Below are 21,757 nucleotides of genomic sequence, written 5' to 3' on the forward strand. Positions count from 1 at the left end.
TGCGGAAGCTCTAAGACACACTCCCACAATCGGTTTGCAAAGTTACCACTTTTATTTGAGACACTCGCCGGTGAAATGGTCTTTTCTGCCTTTGTTTATTGATTATTAACATGTTTATTGATTATTAACGAGTATATATCTTTTCTTGCTTGTCTTTACTTTGATTATCTAAAGGAAAATTTTGGCAGATAAGGAAGAAACGATTACCTTTGCAGTAACGTTAATAGTATACCTTATATAATATGTAGAGAACAATGCAAACTTTGCCAATAGATAATAACGCAATGCGTAACCATGTCATGGCAAACGCATTAAGGTCTATGTTCAAGGTGACTTATCACTAACACTCTAATCTTCTTCTTATCATGTCCTACGATTATCTCATAGTTGGCTCCGGCCTTTTTGGTGCCACATTCGCATATTTTGCTCATCAGCAGGGCAAGCGTTGTCTGGTCATAGACAAGCGTCCTCAGCTTGGCGGCAACGTCTATTGTGAAAACATTGAAGGCATCAACGTGCATCAATACGGTGCCCATATCTTCCATACCTCGAACAAGCGAGTGTGGCAGTTTGTCAATTCCTTGGTGGAGTTTAACCGCTACACCAACTCACCTGTGGCCAACTATCAGGGCAAACTCTACAATTTGCCGTTCAACATGAACACGTTTTATCAGATGTGGGGCGTGACGACACCCGCCGAGGCGCAGGCCAAGATCGAGAGCCAGCGTCAAGAGGCGGTGGCGAAGATGCAGGCAGACGGCGTCAGCGAGCCACGCAACCTCGAGGAGCAGGCGTTGACACTGATCGGACGCGACATCTATGAGCGGCTCATCAAAGGCTATACCGAGAAGCAGTGGGGGCGGAAGTGCACCGATCTGCCGGCGTTTATCATCAAGCGTCTGCCCGTACGGCTTGTCTTTGACAACAACTATTTCAATGATACCTATCAGGGAATTCCTATCGGTGGCTACAATCAGCTTATCAGCTCACTCTTGGAAGGGGTTGAGACCAAAACCAACGTCGACTTCTTCGACGATCGTGCTCATTGGGAAGGAGTGGCGTCTAAGATTGTATTCACCGGTGAGCTTGATCGTTTCTACGATTATAAGCTTGGTCATCTGGATTTCCGTACGGTGCGCTTCGAGACGGAGGTTCTCAATGAAGCCAATCACCAGGGCAATGCGGTGGTGAACTACACCGAAGCCAGCGTGCCCTACACCCGTATCATCGAGCACAAGCACTTCGAGAGTTTCGGTCAGGCTGTCTACGACAACCCCAAGACGGTCATCAGCCGTGAGTACAGCATTGAGTGGAAACCCGGCATGGAGCCCTATTATCCTGTCAACGACGAGAAGAACAATCGGCTTGCCGAATCTTACCGCCAATTGGCCGCGCAGGAAGAGAATGTTATCTTCGGTGGTCGACTGGCCGAATATAAGTATTACGACATGGCGCCGGTCATCGAGAAGGTGATGAAGATGTTTGGCGAGTAAACGGGCTACAGAAGTAGAAAGTAAAAGTAACGATGATGTTGGAAGCTAATAATAATTACGACAAAGTTCATTTCGCGGTGTTAGCAATAGGAGCCACAGCAAAAGCAATGCATACGGCTCCTTCGGACATCTATCTTAGACTTAAGAAGTATAACTTGGTAAAAGAACTGTTATTCGACTGCTATGACACTTTGCACGCTGAAAGTATAGAGGGTGTAGTTTGGAATATTACAGAAGCATTAAAGAGCAGAGAATCATGAGATTATACCATGGGTCATACGTAGTGGTGCAAGAACCACTTGTCTATGTTGGTCGAAGGTCATTGGATTTCGGCCCCGGCTTTTACGTGACCAAGCTAAAGGACCAAGCAGAGAAATGGGCCCGCAGAGTAAGAACTATCAGAAATGCTAATAGCGCCTATGTCAGTGCTTACGAATTCGACATCGAGACTTGGCTTAAAACCAAAGCTAACGCTCCTCGACATCTGGTCTTAAATGCTTATGATGAACAATGGCTTGACTTTATTGTGGCAAGCAGGAAAGGTCAACAGCCATGGAAAGGATTTGATGTGATAGAAGGAGGTGTCGCAAATGACCAAGTAATCGATACGGTAGAAGATTATTTCGCTGGTCGTATTACTATAGAGCAAGCTCTTGGACTTTTGCGTTTCGCGAAGCCGACACACCAAATGTGTATTAACTCTCAGAATATTGTAGAACAGTATCTTAAATTTACGGATGCATTTAAAATAGAGTAAGATGCGTGATCAAGTGTTATGGCGTAAGATTGCCAGAATAATAATATTAATAAAAGATCAACTTGGTATTCCTGTGGAGAAGGCAATGGATTTGTTTTACAGATCCCATACCTTCGAGCTACTTAATAATCCTGAGACAGGTCTCCAGCTGATGAGTGATCAATATATCTTTGAGGATTTTTGCAAAGAGATGGAAGCATGATTTATTGATTGCTTCATCGTAAAAACAGCATTCTATGGCAGAGACATTAAAGGAGAAAACAGCTAAAGGACTCTTTTGGGGCGGCATGAACAATTTTGTGCAGCAGGTGGTGGGTTTGGTGTTTGGTATCATACTTGGCCGTCTGCTGTCGCCGTCGGACTATGGTATGATAGCGATGATCACAATCTTTTCTCAAATCGCCAATGCCATACAGAACAGTGGATTTGGTGCTGCCTTGACCAATCTCGACCATCCTACCGACGAGGACTATAACTCCGTGTTTTGGTTCAATGTGACGGCGAGCACGACGATGTATGTCATTCTTTTCTTCTGTGCACCGCTTATCGCCGACTTCTATCACACTCCTGCCTTGGTGCCATTGTCGCGCTACGTGTTTCTGAGCTTTGTGTTTGGTTCATTTGCCACAGCTCCCTATGCTTATCTCTTTAAGAACTTTCAGGCCAAGCTTCAGACCAAGAGTGGCATCATCGCCGTGGTGTCGTCGAGCGTTGTGGGAGCTGTGCTGGCTTTTCTTGGCTTCGGCTATTGGGCTTTGGCCACACAGAGTCTGGTCTTTGTGGGTGTGAGTTCCATCATGGCATGGCACTACTCGGCCTGGCATCCTACGCTGCATATCGATTACCGCCCGGCCATGCGCATGTTTAAGTTCTCATGCAAGATACTTGCAACGACCATCGCCACACAGATTAATAATAATGTGTTGAACATTCTTCTTGGTCACTACTTTTCCGCTCACGATACTGGCAACTATAACCAAGCCTATCAATGGGACTCGAAGTGCTTCAATCTTGTGCAGGGCATGGTCAACCAAGTGGCTCAGCCAGTGCTTGTAGACCTTCGTAGCAACCAGGGACGTCAGTTACAGGCCTTGCGCAAGCTGATGCGTTTCACCTCGTTCATCGCTTTTCCGTTGTTGCTGGGCTTCGGTCTTGTGGCTCGCGAGTTCATCGTTTTGGCCATCACAGCCAAGTGGTTGCCCTCAGCCGAACTGCTTCAGCTGCTTGTCATCAGTGGAGCCACCATCCCGTTGGTGTCGTTGCTTTCCAGTCTTGTCATCAGTGAAGGGCGCTCAGGACTTTATTTTTGGATTACAGCTTCACTGGGAGTTGTGGAGATCGGTTTGATGTTGTTGCTCTATCCTTATGGCATTCGCACGATGGTCATCGCTTATGTCTTGGTCAACATCGTGTGGCTGTTTGTCTGGCATTTCTTTGTCAACCGTATGGTGGGCTATTCCTTGTGGCAGTTTCTCAAGGACACCATGCCCTTTGCGCTGGCAGCTTTAGGCGTGATGGTGGCCACTCATCTTCTCACAAGTGCCATCAGCAATCTGTGGCTTCTGCTGTTCTCCCGTATCATCATCGCCGTATTGCTCTACTACGCCGTCATGCGTGTGGCGCGTGTGAAGATCTTACAGGAGTGTGTCAACTTTATATTTAAGAAAAAGCGTTGACGGGATTTAAGAAAAAGCGCTGACGGGTAGTGTGCCGTCAGCGCCTGTTGTGCTTAGTGCAAGAGATATTCTACTATCAGCGTACCGTTGTAGGCTAAGAGATAAACCGTGAGCAGCATGGTCATGTTCTTAACCGTTTGTAGCCATTTGCCTTTGAGATCAGTATAGAGGCAAGCGATTGCCACGGGAATGAAGAACATCCAGTGGGCGCCGTTGATGTACACTTCGTTGCAGCCGAAGCCCAGTACAATGTGTATCAGCAGATCCACTGCCCACCACGACAACAACATTTGTATGATGCGGCGCTTGCGTCCCACTACGATGCCGGCGAAGAAAAGAATGGCGACCAGCGCATTGACCACATAGTTAAACCATGAACGGTAGTGTACCACAGCAGGTCGACCGAGGTAGATGTCGCCGAGGAGATAGTCGCGGTGCAACTGTATGGACTCACCGAAAAGCCCCTCTACGATGCCGTTGGTCCGGAGTGCCGACATACTGATGTATTTTAGGAAAGGCTTATTACTGAGTTGTTCACCTGAAATCTTCTTGTTTAGAATCTTGTTGATGGAATCTTTTTTCGCCAGAGTAGGGTCTTTTGCTCTTGTCTTTGCCACGATGATGGCCGACTTTTGCGCGCGCGGAACTGCCAGCTCGTAGTATTGTGCGGTGGCCCCGGCCACGAGCAGCAGCGTAGGCAAACAGAAAGCGAGTAAGATATTCTTCCATTGAAATGTCTTCTTCCCGTCGACGAAGAGTCCGCCGAGCAGCGTCTTCACACCGTTGGTGAGCGTCACGCCAGCTGTGAGCAGATAGAGAACGGCTCCTTTCCACCATTCGACGGGCTTGTTGTCGCGCAGACATTTGCCGAAGACATAGAGCGTGAGCGTGAGCAGAAACGCCGACACGATGAAGTGGTCGGGCGACATGGCTGCTGTGAGTACCGAGGCAAAGGAGAAAAACATGGCTGTGAGCCACATGCTGTCCTTTACCCCCAAGCTCATCACCTCTTTGAGTGTGCGGTAGGTAAACAGGGCGGTGTAGGAGGAGAGAACCGTGATCAGCACACCTATTATAATAGGAGCGGCGTTGAAGTCAAAGGTCACCATGATCCAGTGGTTGAGCTGATATAGTGGCCAAAAGAAGAACGTGTAGATCGGATGGCGGTTGATCTCGTAGTAAGCGGTGTACTGCGTCAGCATCATGTAGGCGTAGGGATCGTAGCCGGAGAAGTGCAGCTGGTTGTTGTACAGCCACCAAGCTCCCACGTGGCCGTGGCGGGCCATGGTGAACCTGTCCCAATGGGCATAGACGAGCAAGGCGTTGAGTGCGCCAAAGACCAGCGCGGAAACCAGTGCGAGCCATCGCTCGGGTTTATTGCGCAGGGCAAAGATATTAAAGGGATTCTTCATAAAGGTGCAAAATTACAAAAACTTTTCGTTCCAAAGGCGACGTAAATCGAAATAATGTCGTATTTTTGTACGCATTAAACATATATCCAAGAATTAACCGTCACACACGATGAGTAAGATTATCGTCAACTATACGCTTTATTTAGGCACCATGGCCAACAAGGTGGCTTTGGGAAAGGCACGCCAAGACAACAATAAGACATTCGAGCGCTTGGGCTTTCCTGTAGAAGATCTCGTCTGCAAGAACTATAAGTTACCATTGCTTCCTAACTTGCAAGGACTGTGGCTCCACGTGAAGATGCTGGCACGGCGGGGCGGTCACAACGAGTTTTATTATCAGTATCCCACATCGGCTCGCAACGGTTTCCCCATTGTGGCCCGTCTGCTTCAACTTTTCCGCAACCGCATCGTCCTCATCGTTCACGATGTACAGTCGCTGCGCTATCACCGGGATCCCAGTCAGGACATTGGTATCTTCAACTCTGCCGACCTCATCATCGCCCATACCGAGCCGATGCGACAGTGGTTGATCGACCACGGCGTGAAGACTCCTATCGTGTTGCTTCATATCTTCGACTACTATTCCGAGGATGATTTCTTGCCCGTCGACGACATTGTTGCCAGACACAACGAGGTTGTCTTTGCAGGAAATCTCCGGAAGTCGGAGTTCCTTCCCGCCTTGTGCCGTCATCCTTTCAGCGGTTTGACGTTCAATCTCTATGGCTTGAAGAGCGACATTGATTTTTCGTCCTATCCACATATTAAATATTATGGTGTGTTCCAGGGTGACCACACCGGCACCATCCATGGTGGATGGGGACTCGTATGGGACGGCGACAGCATCACCACGTGCAGTGGTGTGCTCGGTGACTACCTGCGCTATAACCTTCCTCACAAGCTCTCCTTGTATATTGCTGCCGGACTGCCCGTTATCGTGTGGAGTCAGTCCGCAGTGGCCGACTGGGTGAAGCAGAACCGGCTGGGCCTTGTTGTCGACAGTCTGGAAGAGTTGCCTGAGCGCATTGCCGCCGTCACTGAGGCAGAGCACCGCGACTACATAGCCCATTGCCGTGAGATGGGCAGCAGGCTTCGCAATGGCGAGATGCTCAAGGCCCGGCTGAACGACTGACCGTTGTTGGCGGTTTACGCTTCCGTCCCCGTCTCTTTTCTTGCGTCGTCGATCAGCGTCATGAGCAGGTCGCTCTCACCGGTGACGACTTTTCGGCAAAACATCTTTCCCGACTTGGTGATGCGGTCGAAGTCAAACTCATCGAGGATTTTGATGTTGGTGCTGTAGTCGATGAAGGTCAGAGGCGTCAATGCTGTCAGACTCTTGTAGCGTCCCTGAGCCAGCATACAGCGGTCGGCGTATTTCGGTGAGTTGAAGGCTACGGTCTGCACGAAGGTTTCCGCTGGGCAGAAACTCGTCTTGAAGTATCCCACGAGATGCTCATTGTTGTCCCACTGGTTGAGCACGTCGAGAGCCAGATCGGGTGTGATGGCCCACCAGGCAGCTCCTTTGTAGAGCGTATATTCCTTGTCGGGGCAGTGTATGGTCAGTGTTTTGCGCACGCCGAGTGCCGACACAGCCTCGCGCAGTCCGTTGCGTGCTTTGCTGAGCAGCGTGCCGTTGGCCCACGGCTTATCGGTGAAGAAGCGCAGCTTAGCGTATTGTTGCGATAGCTTACCTTGGTGGAGCATGGAGATGCCTTGCAGGAAGATCTTGCCATTGGCCTTGTCGAAGAACTCCAAGATCCTGCTGTTGCTCCATACGGGATAGTCCATGCCGCTGAGCGTAATGAGGTAGTCGAAGGAGCCGGCGGCGAGTGCTGCGCGTATCAGTTCCATTTGATACTCCACTTCGTTGATACTTCCCCAACAGACGTTGACGCGGTGCTCGATGAAGTGGGCGTTGGGCTGGTCAATGGCTTCGGTGAACAGCCTTATGTCGCTTTTGGCGTCGATGTGAATAAAGAACTCTGAGCTTTCCGGCAGGCTGTCGATCAGCCGCTTCAAGTGAATAGGATCTTTATGCGCAGAGATGAGAAATGCGAGTTTTACCATATTGTGATAATCGTTTGTTTATTGCTTATTATTTGATTCCGTTTTCCATTCCGTGATCGTCCTCTCCTTAGTGGAGAAGTTGATGCCCACCTTCACCTGTTCGTTGGGAATCCCCAATGTATAACATTGTGAACGTTGATCGTAGTCTTTTATAGTAATATAACCGCTTTGATAAAGCTGCGGTACAATAGAGCATGTATTGTCGATGGTGGCCATGATATCCTGTGCGAAAATATTACTATCGTCAATTTTAATGGGATCGGTATGGATTTCCTCTTTCATTTTACCAAGGAGGTCAGGGGCGCATGCAGCTAAAAAGTTATTGTTAACCTGCTGCTTGTTCATAGCAGAGAGTAAATAGAAAGGATTATAGACTTTTGTCGAATAGGCTGCAAAGCGATAGCCACCATAGAATATATCTAACTTGTGAAGGATGTCGTCCTTCGTAGTCTTTAATCTTTCGGCTAAACTATTGATGCCTTCTTGAAAATTTGATTTTAACTCTTGCCGTGTGAAGCCACAAAGAGTAGCGTATTTTTGCAGCATAGAAATATCGAAGAAGTTGTTAAGCGGTCCAAATGTCGTTAGCATTGAAAGTTTGCTGATGCCAGTGATAAACACGAAGCGGAGGTAGGGATCGAGGTCTTTCAAAGGAGAATAGAACGACTGCAACTCAGTGCGAATAGCCCCCAACCGCTCTTTGTCGTGCAGGACAGTGAGTAGTGGCGCGTCGTATTCGTCGATGAGGATGACGACCGGCTGATGCAACTTTTCGTAGAGTCGCATGACCAAGGAGGATAAACGTGCGGTGACATCGCGGCTGTCGTTTCCTATTCCATATTGCTGTTCTGCCCATTTTAGCTGCATAGCGATGACGCTATCCAAGTCCTCCACAGTACCTCTCTTGGCCGTTGAAAGGCTGAAGTGCAGTACCGGGTATTTCTTCCATTCTTTTTCCATGTGCTCGGCAGCCAGTCCTTTGAACAGTTCTTTCCGACCACTGAAATAAGCGTGAAACGTGCTTGCGAGCAGTGACTTTCCAAAGCGGCGTGGACGCGAGAGAAAGACGTACTTCTTGGTGTTGGCAAGTTCATACACATATTGTGTCTTGTCAACATACATGTACTGCTCTTCTCTGATATTTGAGAAGGTCTGAATGCCTATGGGATATTTTGTCATAGCTTTGTGGAATGGTAACTACCTGCAAATATAAGACAATTCTTTGATATAAACAAGCAAAAGCGACATGGTTTTCCGCTTCGGGCTGGCGATGTCTACCGTCGCCCTATGGCCTTCTGCAATCGGTTGGTAATGGCTTTGCCGATGACGCGGAAGTTGCCATAGCGCAGGTTGAGGAAGAGCTCTTCCAGCGAGCGTCCCACTTTTATCCAAGGGTGTCCCCAGGCACTGCGGCGGTAGAACCGCTCTTTATAAGCCACGTTGTCGATGACATATCGCGGATGTTTCAGTGGGAATTGGAGCTCAAAGCGTTTCATGGTGAAGATCTTGCGCAGTCCGCGTGGTGTCGTTTTCTCGCTGGCGGAATAGTGCGTGGAGTCGGCGGTGAGGCCGATGTTGTTGATGAGATTGTGCTTCGGCATGATGGCGAGTCCGTTGTTGAGCATCATGCTGGCAGCAAAGATACTCTCGAAATACGGCTTTCCTGTTTTTTTATGTGTAAAAAACATAGGCAACAAGCTCTTTCTATAATTTCGTTGCCGAATGAGATCTCGCAATCGTTGTACTGTCTCCCGGTCATCCAAAAAAGAATAACTGCTGTCCCATTGTTCCACGACACGCCGCCACGAAGCCCATCCCCAGATAGAGAATACGGAAGTGAAGAAGTAATCGGCCGAGACATCTTCTGACACTTCGTCGGTGTTAAAGCCTGCAATCATCGTAATTCTCTCATCGTGTTCATAACGGTCAAGCATCTCTTTGCAGAAAGGGAAGAACGACTGTGAGGGGACAACGTCGTCTTCAATCACAATACACTTGTCGGCCATTGAGAACGCCCATCGCTGCGAGAGGTATCCCGAAGGGTCGCAGCCTTGGTTTTTCTCGCAGTAGTGGCGCTGCACGTCGCACTCCCAGTCGATGTTTTCAGCTATCTTGCGGCAGGCCAAGATGCCCGGCATGTCGCGCTCGCCTCGTGGGCCATCCTGGTAGAGAAAGAGATGGCTGGGGCGTGCCTGGCGCACCTGCTCAAACACTTGTTGGAATTTATCGGGGCGGTTGAAGAAGAGCATCAGCACCGCCACGTCTGTTTTAAACGTTTGCATAGAGGAATGATAGTTATAGAGTGGACAGTCCGGTTATCTGTTGTTCCCGCCTTCCAGCCGTCGGATGATCTTGTAAGGGTTGCCGGCGATGACGACATTACTGGGCACGTCTTTGACGATGACCGTGTTTACGCCGATGGTCACGTTGTCGCCGATGGTCACGTCGCCGATGATTTTGGTACCGGCCGCGATAAAGACGTTGTTGCCGATCGTGGCGCTTTTGCCTTCCTCAGGCGTCTTGTGGCCGATGAGCACTCCCGGATAGAGCGTGCAGTTCTCGCCGATATGCGTTTTCGGGTTAATGACAATGGATCCCCAGTGCCATATCGTCAAACCCTTGCCACAGGTGTTAGGGGGAATCTGAAAGCCGGTTTTGTAGCTCAGCCGGCGCAATCTCCAGGCCCAATAGACATGGCCGATGAGATACCAGCCTTTTTGTGGCGCATTCTTGTAGTATTCCAGATGACGAAGTGCCACGATATACTGCCAGATGCAGTGCTGGTCTGACATGGGGTTGGTGGCGATGCGCTCTTTCCATCGGCTGAGCAGATGGAGCTGCTTCTGATAGTTTTTTGAGTCAGCCCTCAGAAACTCTTTGAGCATTGCTTTGGAATGTATCTTGTCGGTTGTGGCCATGTTTCTTCTTTTGTCTGTAGTAATGAGAACGTATTGCAAAGATACATTTTCTTTTTTAATATCCTTTGCTTTTTCTCCGATTTATTTTCATTCCATTTTATTTGGGCTTTCCCCTCGTTTGCAGTATCTTTAAATAAGATACGCTGCACTCGGGAAATCCAAATAAAATTCCATTTCATTCCATTTTATTTGGGCTTTCCCCTCGTTTGCAGTATCTTTGCATACAAAAAGGAAGACATGGACTACAAAGAGCAACTCTATAAGTATAACCAACCCAACCTGCGGGCCTGCCAGTTGAAGCAGCTGGAGATTCTCAAAGACATCGACAAGGCCTGCAAGAAAATGGGCATCAGCTATTGGCTCGACGGCGGCACGCTGTTGGGTGCCGTGCGCCATGGTGGCTTCATCCCATGGGACGACGACATCGACATTGCCATGGACGTGAAGGATCTCCGCCGCTTTGTCAAGGAGGGACAGGCTTATTTGCCGCATCACCTGATGATACAGTCGAGGGAGACCAACCCGCAAGTGAGAGCACAAAACGTGAAGGTGCGGGATCTCAACTCGCTCTACATCGAGAAGGTCGACAACTTCATCGACGACTATGAGAAGGGTATCTATGTTGACATCTTCCCCTTTGACCGACATCCCAATGCGCCGAAAGCATGGATCAAACGGCTGAGCATCGGCATCACGAAGAGCATGGCGATCCTCAACCACTCCCATCGCTACTCGCTGCGTGCCGTGGCTGAGTTTTTTTGGTTTGGTGGCAAGAAGTTGCTCTATACTGCTCTTTGGCGTGTGCTTATGCTTTGCTGCAAGTCGACACGCTACGCTGACATCCCGTCGATGAACGGCTATGGCATCACCCACGACCGCTCCACCGTGTTTCCCTTGGGCAAGATACGCTTCGAGGACACCGACTTCCCGGCACCAAACGACCCCGATCAGTATCTCAAGAACATCTACAAGGATTATATGACCATCCCGCCCGTGGAGAAGCGCCACTTCCATGCGATCCTCATCATCCCCGATTTGAAGGTTCATGAGGCCGAGAAGTAACCGGCGAAAAAGAATAGATAAGATTGGGAAAATACTCCTTTTGCTGATAAGAAAAGCCGACAAAAGTCTGTCTGCCTAAGCTTTCATTCTAGAGAGAAAAGCGAGGGCAAAAAGAGATAAAAGAGAGTTGTTTCATCCAAAAAAGCGAGATGAAACGATCAAAAACCGATGTTGTCGTCCTCAAAAAGGTTATTTTACTCGATGAAAAAGCCTTTCTGAGGTGATGAAAACGGTGGTTTGACCAAAAATTCTCTAGAGAATTTTTGGTCAAACCACCGTTTTTATAATGAGTAAAAAATCGTTTTTCTCTTAAATGGTTGTTGCTCAGAGAGTTGGTAACATTGAGCAAAATTCGCGAAATCGCCACCAAAGTACTGTTTGCTGGCAAAGAACGCATTCTCAGAGGCGGTAAAATGTCACAAAACCGAACAAATTAGTTCATGCTTGTCCGCTGACTCTGATAATCCTTCCTGCTTTTATTGGCTTTTCAGCGTCTCCAGCGAGTGGCTCAGTCCCGTAGAGATGTCGAAGAGTGGCTTCCATCCCGTGTGCTCTATCTTTGATGTGTCGAAGGTAGCGCGTGTCACGGGCGTGGTGTTGCCTTGGTCGGCTGTGGCGGGTATGTCGAAGACCACTTTGCGCTTGGCCCACGCGGCCACCTGCTCAGCGAGCTGTCGGATGGTGATGTTGCCAGTTGCATCCGCCACGTTGTAGGCTTGTGCGCTCTCGCCGTGAAGTAGCAAGTGGAGGAGGGCATGGGCACTGTCTACGACATAGAGCCAGCTGCGGTATTGCTCGCCGCGGCTTTTCAGCACGATGTCCTCACCGCGGAGCACGTTGCGGAAAAACTGTGCGAAGACGCGGTTGTCCGACTCGGTAAATCCCGGACCGTAGGTGTGGCATAGGCGGGCGATCGTCACGGGTGTGGCATACTCAGTGGCGTAGGCGATGCAGAGCGTTTCGGCAGCGCGCTTCGACGAGGGATAGCAGGCACGCGGTGTGGCGCAGTCGACATAGCCGCTGCTTGTCTCGGTGAAGGCGTGACCGTCGCCCTGGCCATAGATCTCGCCCGATGAGACATAGACCATCTTGCGCAGACCGTGCTGGCGTCCATAGTCCAGCAGATGAGCCACGCCGTCGATATTGGCTTTGATAACCTCTACGGGCTGCTGCTTGAAGAAGTTTGGGCTGGCGTTGCTGGCCGCGTCGATGATATAGTCGTATGGTTTTTCGTCCATGACAGGCTGTGTGACGTCCATCTCCACGAATGAGAAGCGAGGGTCATCGGCGTAGGCGGCAAAGCGCTCTTCGGCCCTTCGGCGGTTGCGGCCGGCAGCGAAGACCTGCAGATTGCGGTGAGGATCCGCCATCACGATGTCTACCACACAGGCACCGACCAATCCTGTGGCACCCGCCACGAGCAGGGAGTGTCCTTGCAGCGCGTCGAGGTTGAGGCCTCGGGCGTAGAGTTGCCTGATGTCTTCTTGGTAAGGTGTCATTTCAGCCATGTCTCCGGTTGTACCTTCATCAGTGCTTTGAGGATCTCCAAGTCCTCAACAGTCGTGATCTTGATGTTCTTTTCCGATCCCGGCACGATGTGCATCTCGCGCCCGCCGAGTTCTGCCATCAGCGTGCACGAAGCCACCGAGTTGGTAATGCCTTTGGCTTTTGCTTCCTCATGGGCTTGGATGAGGTTGCCCAGACGGAAGGTCTGTGGTGTCTGCGTGCGGATGAGTTTGTCGCGTGGAATGCTCGTGGAGGTGGTGAAACCGTCGTCGCTTTCGAGGATGGCCTCGCGGCATTTGATGCCCGTGATGGCGTAGCCGTATTTCTGGCAGATGGCGATGTTGCTCGAAATGATGTCTTGTGAGAGCAGCGGACGCACGGCGTCGTGCACCAGCACCAGGTCGTCGTCCTTGCATCCAGCCTCGCGGAGACCATAGATGCCGTTGTGTATCGACTCCTGTCCGTTCTGTCCGCCGGGGAAGATCCATTTCAGCTTAGTGATATTGAACTGGTTGGCGTAGGACTGCAACACCGTTTCCCACCCTGCGAGACACACCACGGCGATGCCGTGGATGTCGGGATGCTGTTGAAACGCCTTCATCGTGTGGATGATGATCGGGCAGTTGTCTACGTGCATAAACTGCTTGGGGATGTCCTGTCCCATGCGGTTGCCGGATCCGCCGGCGATGATGAGTGCATAGTTCATATAGTGGCGTCTGTTTTCTTTACGGCAAAGATAATACAAATATCTGACATCTGCAAGCATCCGGGTGCAAGGATACCTGTTTTAGATTGTTCTTTCGTAACTTTGCCTTGAGGAAGTTTGTTCCTGTTGAGTGAAAGTATGAATCGGTCAACTCATTAAGTAACCACTGTACAACATTCCGTTATATACAAGCAGATAGCACATCAGTAGCGCAACGAGGATGCGCAGCGAGGGCAGATACTTCGGGTCGATATGTCGGAACAGGTACGCCACGGCGACGGGTACGACGATGAGCCAATGCGCGCTCATGATGTAAGCCTCGTTGAGACCGAAGCCCAGCACCACATGGATGAGCAGGTCGAAGCCAAGAAACGAGAGGGCGAGCCAGAGAAAGCGGCTGCGGCGGCCTGCCCACACACCGAGAAGAAAGAGCAGGAAGATGAGGGCTTCCACGATGTAGTTGAAGGCAAAGCGATAGTGCACGATGACGGGGCGGTTGCGCAGCACGTCTTCGAGCAGATGGTCGTTGTGCAGTTGGATGGGCTCGCCCAGAATGTTTTCTATCAGACTCCATCCGCGTGGCGTGCTGATGTCTGTCCATTGTGAGAACTCACCGTTGGCGATGGGCTTGCCCTCGTGGGCGTGGATGGCGAGTCGGCTGCTCTTGGCTGCCTTGACAGAGTCTTGTCGGGCTACGATGGCAAGGGCTGTGCGGCGGATGAGAGCCGTGTCGGTGGTGTGCATGGTGTCAGCAACCTGCTGATAGGTCTTGGCAATGAGTTTGTCGTGCTTCTTCGCCTTGGCTTCCTGACGCGCAATGAAGTTAGGTCGCTCAAAGGTCTGCCATTCCCATCGGGCAAAGCCCCAGATGAGAGCAGCAGGCAGGACAACGGTCAGCAGCAGGTTGGCAGGACGCCAGAATCGCTTGCCACTGACGAAGAGGTTGGCCAGGAACACCTTGATGCCGTTGTTGAGCGAGATGCCGGCAGTGAGAAAGAATAGCAGGACGGTCTGCCAGCGAGGCATGGTCTTTCCCGCCTTCATCTTCATGCCGGAGAGATAGAGTACCAGCGTGAGCATGAACATCGACAGACAGAAGTGGTCGGGAACGCTGACGGTCACCATCACGTAGGCGAAAGAAAACAGGAAGGTGGTCAGCAGCCAGGCGTCGCCTTCGCCGATGCCTACTACACGGTGGAGCAGACGTACCATATATATATAGGTGTAGTAGGCGCAGGCTACGAGTATGCAACCCATGATAAGCGGTGCGGCATTGCGCCCGGTGAGCCATTCCACAGCGGCATTGAGCTGCGAGGGCAACCACATGAAGAAAGCCAGCAGCGGGTGGCGGTAGATGTTGTAGGCGGTGGTCCAGTGGTCGATGACAATGTAGCTCAGCGGATCGAAGCCTGAGATATGGAAGGTGCCCAGCACCAGTTTGCGGTAGTTGTCGTTGAGATGGCTCAGCTGATGCCAGTAACGGGCGATGACCAGCGCGTTGAGCAAGGTGACATAGACCAGGGCCAGTGCCCGGCAGACGGTTTCTTTCTTGTTCACGGACATGGCAACTATCGTTTAAGGAAGAAGCGTACCAGCAGGAAGTTGACAGGCACGCAGACGCAGAACATCGGGATGGGTGCCCACCGCTTCGGCACGCCCAACCAGATGAACAGCGCGAGCATGGCCATCTGCAGCAAATAGTTGACCACGTGGCTCAGCGCGAAGCCGGCTCCATGCTTCACGTTGGCCTTGACATGAAAAGTGAAATGGGTGCTGGCGTAGAAGTTGAAACAGAAGCTTACCGCGTAGCCCACGGTGTTGGCAACGCCCGCACTCGTCCATTGGAGCAGGAGCAGATACACACCATACTGTATGAGTGTGGCCACGCCGCCGACAAGGCCGAAGCGCAGCACCTCGCCCAGCTTCTCGTGCTTGTCTTTATCTAAATGGCTTGTAATGTCTTTCATTGGCATATTGCAACATTTCTTTGTCGCCGCGGCTGTCGCCGTAGGCGGTGATACGGTAATGGTCGCGCGGCTCGCTCAGCATTTCCTGCACACGGCGCACCTTTTCGGGACCATAGCAGTTGGGAGTGAGGAAGCGCCCGGTGACCTTGCCGTCGATGACTTCTATCCGGGTGCCAACAACAAGGAGGCGGGAGAGTTGAGAGTTGAGAGTTGAGAGTTGAGAGTTGCCGTCCGGCCCGGAAGAGTGGGAGGATGCTGTGGAGGGGGGGGAGTAGAGTGTAGAGTGAGGTGTGGAATGGGGGGAGGAGAGTGTAGTGTGAGGTGTGGAATGGGGGAAGGAGAGGGGAGTGGGATGAGTGGGGAAGAGAGAGGTGAAGAACGGAGCTACCCAGTTGTCGATGCTCGCGCTGACCACCATCACCTGTGCACCTGCGTCCAAGGCTTGGCGCAGGGTAGCGAGGCCTTGGGGACGCAGGAGATGATGATTGTCAGCGGCAAAGCGACGGCAGCAATTGTTGAAGTTGTCCAATGACATACCGGCGAAGAAGTGCGTGAAGATCTTTTGCTTCGCCTTCCAGTTGGGATAGAGGTGGAGTTTCATCATCACCAGTTGGGGCAGGTAGTGCAGAAATCCGGCCAGCGTCCGGCGGGTACCATGGACATAGCGGATGAAGGCTATCAGCGTGTCGCGCGTAGTCAGCGTGCCGTCAAAGTCGAAGAGAACGATTCGCATGATGGTATGTGGTTGATGATGATATTTAATTGTTGGTGGCATATAATTGTTTGTCGCATGTGGTTGATGGCGGCATGTGGTTGATGGCGGCATGTGGTTGATGCTATGAATGGTATTATGGTATTGATGTGGGTAGGAAGAACTCTCCACTCTTCCACTTTCAACTCTCAACTCTCAACTCTCAACTCTAATAGATGATCACGAGGAATGCGACAAACCAAGCCAGGACATCGAGCTGGATGAAGCGGTCGTGGAGGATGATCTTTGTGGGATTGCCACTCTTCTTTTCCACTACGGCTATCTGCAGATAGCGCAGGATACCTACCAGCACGAAGATGGAGGTGAGATAGAGATAGTCGTTGTGGAAGGCGGCGATGACCTCGGGACTTACGGTGTACATGATGTAGCATACCAAGGTCACGGCGGCTGTGATGGTGATGCTCTGGTTGATAAACGTCATGTTGTAGTGGATGGTGTTCTTGCGTGGAGGCTGTCCTGTCTGCTCCATGCGCAGCACATCGTCGCGGCGCTTGGCCAGACTCATGAACAGCGTCAGCAGGAAGGTCATCAGCACGATCCATTTGCTCAGCACGATGCCTGTCGCAAAACCACCGGCAAACAGGCGCAGTACAAAGCCGAAGGCCACCACGCACACGTCGATGACGGCATACTGCTTCAGCTTGGCACAGTAGCCGAGGTTCATCAGCCAGTAGAAGAGGATGACGCTGCCCACGCTCACGGTAGCACCTTCCATGTCGTTGCCCACGGTAAGGAGCAAGGCACAACAGCCTATCGACATGAGGAACAGCAGGAACATCAGACCGTAGGCCTGTGCTATGGTGACCGCGCCGGAGGCAATGGGGCGGTGGCATTTCTCGGGATGGCGGATGTCATCGGCAAGATCGCAGATGTCGTTGTAGCAATAGATGCTCGATGCCACGAAGCTGAATGCCATGAAGGTGATCAGTGTCGACAGTAGGGGCTGGGCCTCGAAGAGTTTTCCGCCAAACATCACGGGGCAGAACACGAAGGCGTTTTTCATCCATTGAGCTGGACGGATGAGCTTAAGTAGGCTGGTATAGTGCATGTGTATTTCTTTTATTTTTCTGTTGGTGTTCTTTGGAAGCGTTTCTCTACTACATTCTGGATCACTTGCGTCACCTTTTGCAGCACCCATGCCAAGGGCAGGGTGATGACCAGACAGAGCAGGAAGGTCGGCCAATAGGAGAGTGTCTTGGGGATGTAGGCCAGCACAAAATGCTGATGGATGAGATAGCATTCCAAACTCAGTCCACCCACGAAACGGAAGCAACCGTTCACCTTGGCAGGCAACCGGCGGAAGACGCGGTTGAGGATGAGGATGGCTGTGACGGTGAGTGGGATGTAGAGCATGCGCTCGATAAACAGCGGAAACAGTCCGTGTTTCTCCTGCTCCAGGAAGACGCTGGAAGCAAGAGCCATGACAAACATCAGGAAGATCATCCATATGCCTTGTCCGTCGACAGTCTGCTTGCGCCGAACCATCTCGCCCATGTTGATGCCGATGAAGAAGATGGGCACGCGGCTCCAGAAAATCTCAAGGTGACCCACGGCGTGGTTGATTGGCGTCACCCATTGCACAAGGATGCACCACATCACCATCACCACGGGCAACCAACGATAGATGGGGTGACGGCGGATCAGCTCCATGTAGGGCGGGGCAAAGAGATAGAGCATCATGATGGCGGGGATGTACCAGAAGTTTAACTCGTCGCGCAGCCAAAACTCCCAGTTAAAGCCCAACTCGCCGAAGAGGTCGATCCACGACCAAGCTGAGCCGCCATGGAACTTTGGCAGATAGAACAGTGCCGCGATGATGAGCCAGGCTGGATAGATGCGCACGAAACGCCGGAAATAGAAACGCTTGACAGACGGATTCTTAGCCCATGAGAACCACAGGCCTATACCGCTGAGGAAAAGAAACATGTCCACACCGATGTTGCCCATGCGACGAAGACCAAAGAAGGCGTCGGAACGGGCAAGGTCTACATGGAACAGCATGATAAACAGCATGGCGGCTCCCATCAGCTCGCCACGGAAGCGGCTGATGTTGGAAAGTTCTATATCAGGTATACGTTTCACAATGTTGGATGTTGAGAGTTTTATGGTGGAATTAGCTCAAAGTTGAGTGATGAGAGATGAAAGTATCCTTAGCCTAATTCCTCACTTCCTTGGGATTGGGAATCTTCTTCATCACTTCTTTCAGCAGCCAGGCGACTCCAAGAGAGGCGATGATGTAGAGCAGCAGTCCCGTATAGTTGTCACCTTGACGCGAGATGGGGATAAACACCTTGCGCAGCACGGGATGGATGACGAAGAGGGCCGCAGAGATGGAACCCAGCCAAGAGAAGACAAACCACAACATGTCGTGCAGACGCTGGATAGGCAACAGCGAAAGTGTCTTCACAAAATAGACAGTGGCGTAGCACACCATTGCCGGCACGAAAGCCCAGGCGTAGTAGTTGGCACTCATCGACACGATGAAGAATGAGCAGACGACCCAACTCATCAGCGCACTGCCGAAATTCATGCGCACCAGCATGATGCGCTCGCCGTAGCGGGCGAAGAGAAGGCCCAGGCCAAAAGGCAGCATGCCGCCCATGAAATTGTAGCGATAATAGTTGATGGTCTCGCTCTCGGGTCCCATCGCCATCTGTAAGCCCAGACACACGGCCATCAGACCTGCTGTCCAGCCCCAATGACGACGGTAGAGCAGCAGACGGTAGACGACATAGAGTTGAAGCATCAAGCCGAAGAACCAGTAGGGACCCGGCCAGATGTTGTCGTCGGGATGGGCAAGGAAGTTGTTGACCATACCTAATTGCGTGAGGATCTGCACCACGGTGTAGTGCCAGCTGCCCGGCGTGATGGCGTCGACGATGGTGAAGCAGATAAATCCGACAATCATCATCTTGAACAGTTTCAGGAAGTGATAGCGGATGAAGCCTCCTGTGTTGACCTTCGGTTCCAGACGTGGACCGGGCTTGGTGTTGCCGTATTTTCTTTCCAGGCCGAAGGCACTGAGGAAGAGGAAGACCGGAACGCCATAGTGTCCGAAAAACGAGATGAGGTGCATCGGCAGCAAGGCGTCGGGACGGGCGCAGACTTGCAGCAGCCAGTCGACGTTGTGCTGGAAGTATTGGTATTCGTTCTCCTTTACTACCGGACTGAGCCAGTGGCAGTAGTTATGCAGGAAGATGCCCAGAATAGCCAGTCCGCGCATCACGTTGCATTCCGTACGGGTTAATAATTCTGCGTTCATTTTTCTTTTGGTCGTAACTTGTCGTAGTCTGCTTTGTTCTTGAGTATTCTCGGCCGCGAGGCATCATACTCGGGCGACAGCAGGTTGTATTGTGCGTGATAGTCCTTGGTGGAAATGCCGGCGAGCCAGAGCAACATGTGGGGCAGGGCGTCGGTCATGAAAGGTTTGCGGCGAGCCGCCTTGATGGCTTGGAAGACGGCGGGATGCAGTCTGGCATAGCTGCGCGAGCAATAGATCCAGAAGGGTACCTCAAATTCATAGTGCGCCAATGGCCAGTCAACTTCGGCACTATGGTTGCGGCATACGATGTTGCGGTCTGGCTCGTAGCATTCCTCGCCGTGGTCGGGCATGTAGATGACGATGGCGTTGCGCTTGGAGAAACGCTTGACGATAGCTGTGACGATGGAGTCGTTGTAGTGGACGGCGTTGTCGTAGTCGGCAATCATCTGCCGGCGTCCCGGTCCGAGTTCAGGCCGGTGCTCTTTGTAGTCGTCGGGAGTGAACACGCGCTGGTTGTCGGGGCAGCGCTGGCGATAGCTTACGTGCTGCCCGATGAGATGGAAGATGATGAGATTGTGGTGAGTCTCATGTCCGGGGCGCACACGGTCGATGGTGATCTGACCGTCCTTCACCTTGCTGTCGTAGTCGCTCAGCAGTCCGGCGTCGTAGCGGTACAGCTGGCTGTTGCGTGTGTCGAACTGTGCCTCGCTCAGCGTGGGATTGTTGAGGAAGAAACCGCCTGAGAAGTCGTACACGGCTTCCTTGGCACGTGGCAGGAACTGGTTGGTCAGGAAGGTGACGTGGTAGCCGGCCTTGCGGAAGAGCTCGGGGAAGAGCGGATAGTCGCACCACTCACCTTTCTCTCCGACGACGTGGGTGGAGAAAACATTCTTAAAGACAAAGCTGGTCAGGTTCCAACAGCTCACCACGTCGGTGAACTTGGTGAGAAGTCCAGTGCGCTCCAGCTTTTTCTGCCGAGGGGTGGTGTTGAGAAAATAGTCGTATTGGGCATCGTGCGCCTTGCTGTAGCTCTCACCAATGATGAGCACGATGGTTGGTGAGGTGTAGCTGCACGAGTCAACTTTGGCATTCTTGGCGGCGGCGATGCACTTCTCTACTTGCATCGAGGCAAGGTGGTTGCTGTATATGCTGAAAGCCAGACGGTAGATGGGCAAGTAGAACTGTGCGTGGTCGGCAGCGGTGAGCTTGTGCTCGATGGTGCCGATGGTCGGAGCTGTCATCATTCGGGTCATCTCCACCTTGTTGTGCCAACTGGTGATGGCGCTGGTGATGAGCAGAGCAACTACGGCGATACCACTGATCAGCGTCACGGGCACGTGCTGCCAACGCTGACGGGTACGGTCTTTCCATGCTTCAAAGAGCAGATGCTGGCGCTCGGTGAACAACCGGCACCAACGATGTCGCAAGGCTACGATGGCATGAATCACGATGAGCAGCACAATCCAGCCTACCGGTGAGAAGAGTACATCGGGAGTGAGATAGGAACTTAGAAACTCACCGGCCTCGCGGCTGTCGGTCTCTGCAACCAAAAGGAGCATGGCAGGATTGAGTGTGGAGCCGAACTTCCAATAGCAGTAGACATCGGCCATCGTGGTGGCGTAGATAAATACATAGAGCAGACGGCGCAACCATATACGTACTTTGTGCGGCAGAAGAGCAAGCACCACACAGACAAGATAGGTGTCGAGAAACAACTCGAGAAAGAGATTGTCGTAAAGAAAATGGTCGCTGTTGAAGTCCACACGGTCACTCGATGGCGCTATCAGAGCGGTGACAATGCCAAGAGAGTACATCATGAAGAAAAATACACCATTGCGTGTAATAGGCTTCAAGAGAAACTGTGCTATGCGGTGTAAACGGGTCATATAATAGATACCTATGAGTTGTGAATCACTTTAACCTTGCAAAATTAAGCATTTTCCGCCATATAACCAATTTTTGAATGTTGAATGTTGGGTGCGGACAGATGAATTATTTGAATAATGAAAGATGTATGATGGATAGCTGGAAAAATGAGTGACGAGTGGACTGGGTGGTGAATGAATCGCATAAAAAAGCCAGACTGCAAAATGTCGCAGTCTGGCTTATTGTTAGTTATATGAGTGGTCACGTAGGCTGTAATGTACGCAGCTACTGCCCTT

Annotated in this window: 20 protein-coding genes; 6 read left to right on the forward strand and 14 right to left on the reverse strand. The window is 51.4% G+C overall.

Going from position 1 to position 21,757, the window contains the following annotated elements; all coding sequences use genetic code 11:
• Window positions 1-365 precede the first annotated feature (365 nt).
• From glf to FYJ73_RS10715, 4 genes are all read left to right on the forward strand, one after another.
• The gene (gene glf / locus FYJ73_RS10695) at window positions 366-1,493 is read left to right on the forward strand and encodes a UDP-galactopyranose mutase (protein WP_154534711.1); all 1,128 of its coding nucleotides are present in this window, start codon (window positions 366-368) and stop codon (window positions 1,491-1,493) included.
• Window positions 1,494-1,528: 35 nt separating this feature from the next.
• Window positions 1,529-1,753 (forward strand): DUF3791 domain-containing protein, encoded by a 225-nt coding sequence (locus FYJ73_RS10700; protein ID WP_262279120.1) that lies wholly within the window; start codon window positions 1,529-1,531, stop codon window positions 1,751-1,753.
• A complete protein-coding gene (locus FYJ73_RS10705; RefSeq protein ID WP_154534713.1) occupies window positions 1,750-2,250 on the forward strand; it encodes a DUF3990 domain-containing protein in 501 nt (166 codons plus the stop codon). The genes FYJ73_RS10700 and FYJ73_RS10705 overlap by 4 nt, the downstream gene beginning before the upstream one ends.
• A 236-nt stretch (window positions 2,251-2,486) precedes the next feature.
• Window positions 2,487-3,926 carry a lipopolysaccharide biosynthesis protein gene (locus FYJ73_RS10715; protein WP_154534715.1) on the forward strand — a complete coding sequence of 480 codons (1,440 nt, stop codon included), beginning with the start codon at window positions 2,487-2,489 and terminating at the stop codon, window positions 3,924-3,926.
• A 53-nt stretch (window positions 3,927-3,979) separates the two neighbouring features.
• On the opposite strand, the gene FYJ73_RS10720 is transcribed toward FYJ73_RS10715, so the two are convergent.
• Window positions 3,980-5,338 (reverse strand): DUF6080 domain-containing protein, encoded by a 1,359-nt coding sequence (locus FYJ73_RS10720; protein ID WP_154534716.1) that lies wholly within the window; start codon window positions 5,336-5,338, stop codon window positions 3,980-3,982.
• 109 nt (window positions 5,339-5,447) lie between these two features.
• Between FYJ73_RS10720 and FYJ73_RS10725 the strand changes: the two genes are divergently transcribed.
• Complete coding sequence (locus tag FYJ73_RS10725) at window positions 5,448-6,467, forward strand: glycosyltransferase (protein ID WP_154534717.1); 1,020 nt, start codon at window positions 5,448-5,450, stop codon at window positions 6,465-6,467.
• Between the two features lie 14 nt (window positions 6,468-6,481).
• Here the strand turns inward: FYJ73_RS10725 and FYJ73_RS10730 are convergent, their stop codons facing one another.
• From FYJ73_RS10730 to FYJ73_RS10745, 4 genes are all read right to left on the reverse strand, one after another.
• The gene (locus FYJ73_RS10730; protein WP_154534718.1) at window positions 6,482-7,402 is read right to left on the reverse strand and encodes a beta-1,6-N-acetylglucosaminyltransferase; all 921 of its coding nucleotides are present in this window, start codon (window positions 7,400-7,402) and stop codon (window positions 6,482-6,484) included.
• Window positions 7,403-7,420: 18 nt separating this feature from the next.
• Window positions 7,421-8,581, reverse strand: coding sequence for an ATP-binding protein (locus tag FYJ73_RS10735; RefSeq protein WP_154534719.1), 1,161 nt, complete (start codon window positions 8,579-8,581; stop codon window positions 7,421-7,423).
• 95 nt (window positions 8,582-8,676) lie between these two features.
• Window positions 8,677-9,684: a hemolysin activation protein gene (locus FYJ73_RS10740; RefSeq protein WP_154534720.1), complete on the reverse strand. Its 1,008-nt coding sequence runs from the start codon at window positions 9,682-9,684 to the stop codon at window positions 8,677-8,679.
• Window positions 9,685-9,717: 33 nt separating this feature from the next.
• A complete protein-coding gene (locus tag FYJ73_RS10745; protein ID WP_154534721.1) occupies window positions 9,718-10,320 on the reverse strand; it encodes a serine O-acetyltransferase in 603 nt (200 codons plus the stop codon).
• Window positions 10,321-10,557: 237 nt separating this feature from the next.
• Between FYJ73_RS10745 and FYJ73_RS10750 the strand changes: the two genes are divergently transcribed.
• Entirely contained in the window at window positions 10,558-11,382 is an 825-nt protein-coding gene (locus FYJ73_RS10750) for a LicD family protein (RefSeq protein ID WP_154534722.1), read from the forward strand.
• Between the two features lie 476 nt (window positions 11,383-11,858).
• On the opposite strand, the gene FYJ73_RS10755 is transcribed toward FYJ73_RS10750, so the two are convergent.
• From FYJ73_RS10755 to FYJ73_RS10795, 9 genes are all read right to left on the reverse strand, one after another.
• Window positions 11,859-12,890 carry an NAD-dependent epimerase/dehydratase family protein gene (locus tag FYJ73_RS10755; RefSeq protein WP_154534723.1) on the reverse strand — a complete coding sequence of 344 codons (1,032 nt, stop codon included), beginning with the start codon at window positions 12,888-12,890 and terminating at the stop codon, window positions 11,859-11,861.
• On the reverse strand, window positions 12,878-13,594 hold the full coding sequence (locus FYJ73_RS10760; RefSeq protein ID WP_154534724.1) for an IspD/TarI family cytidylyltransferase: 717 nt from the start codon (window positions 13,592-13,594) through the stop codon (window positions 12,878-12,880). Before FYJ73_RS10760 ends, FYJ73_RS10755 begins: the two co-directional genes overlap by 13 nt.
• Before the next feature lie 147 nt (window positions 13,595-13,741).
• Window positions 13,742-15,157 carry a DUF6080 domain-containing protein gene (locus FYJ73_RS10765; protein WP_154534725.1) on the reverse strand — a complete coding sequence of 472 codons (1,416 nt, stop codon included), beginning with the start codon at window positions 15,155-15,157 and terminating at the stop codon, window positions 13,742-13,744.
• A gap of 5 nt (window positions 15,158-15,162) precedes the next feature.
• Complete coding sequence (locus FYJ73_RS10770) at window positions 15,163-15,561, reverse strand: GtrA family protein (protein WP_154534726.1); 399 nt, start codon at window positions 15,559-15,561, stop codon at window positions 15,163-15,165.
• Entirely contained in the window at window positions 15,533-16,336 is an 804-nt protein-coding gene (locus tag FYJ73_RS15955; RefSeq protein ID WP_235899323.1) for an HAD family hydrolase, read from the reverse strand. The genes FYJ73_RS10770 and FYJ73_RS15955 overlap by 29 nt, the downstream gene beginning before the upstream one ends.
• Window positions 16,337-16,481: 145 nt before the next feature.
• Window positions 16,482-17,381, reverse strand: a complete 900-nt coding sequence (locus tag FYJ73_RS10780) for a decaprenyl-phosphate phosphoribosyltransferase (protein WP_235899324.1) — start codon at window positions 17,379-17,381, stop codon at window positions 16,482-16,484.
• Between the two features lie 11 nt (window positions 17,382-17,392).
• Window positions 17,393-18,358 (reverse strand): acyltransferase family protein, encoded by a 966-nt coding sequence (locus tag FYJ73_RS10785; RefSeq protein ID WP_154534735.1) that lies wholly within the window; start codon window positions 18,356-18,358, stop codon window positions 17,393-17,395.
• Window positions 18,359-18,488: 130 nt separating this feature from the next.
• Window positions 18,489-19,595, reverse strand: a complete 1,107-nt coding sequence (locus tag FYJ73_RS10790; protein WP_154534728.1) for an acyltransferase family protein — start codon at window positions 19,593-19,595, stop codon at window positions 18,489-18,491.
• On the reverse strand, window positions 19,592-21,481 hold the full coding sequence (locus FYJ73_RS10795) for a phosphoethanolamine transferase family protein (protein ID WP_154534729.1): 1,890 nt from the start codon (window positions 21,479-21,481) through the stop codon (window positions 19,592-19,594). Before FYJ73_RS10795 ends, FYJ73_RS10790 begins: the two co-directional genes overlap by 4 nt.
• Window positions 21,482-21,757 lie beyond the last annotated feature (276 nt).

The sequence above is a fragment of the Hallella mizrahii genome, from assembly GCF_009695775.1.
Lineage (GTDB): Bacteria > Bacteroidota > Bacteroidia > Bacteroidales > Bacteroidaceae > Prevotella > Prevotella mizrahii.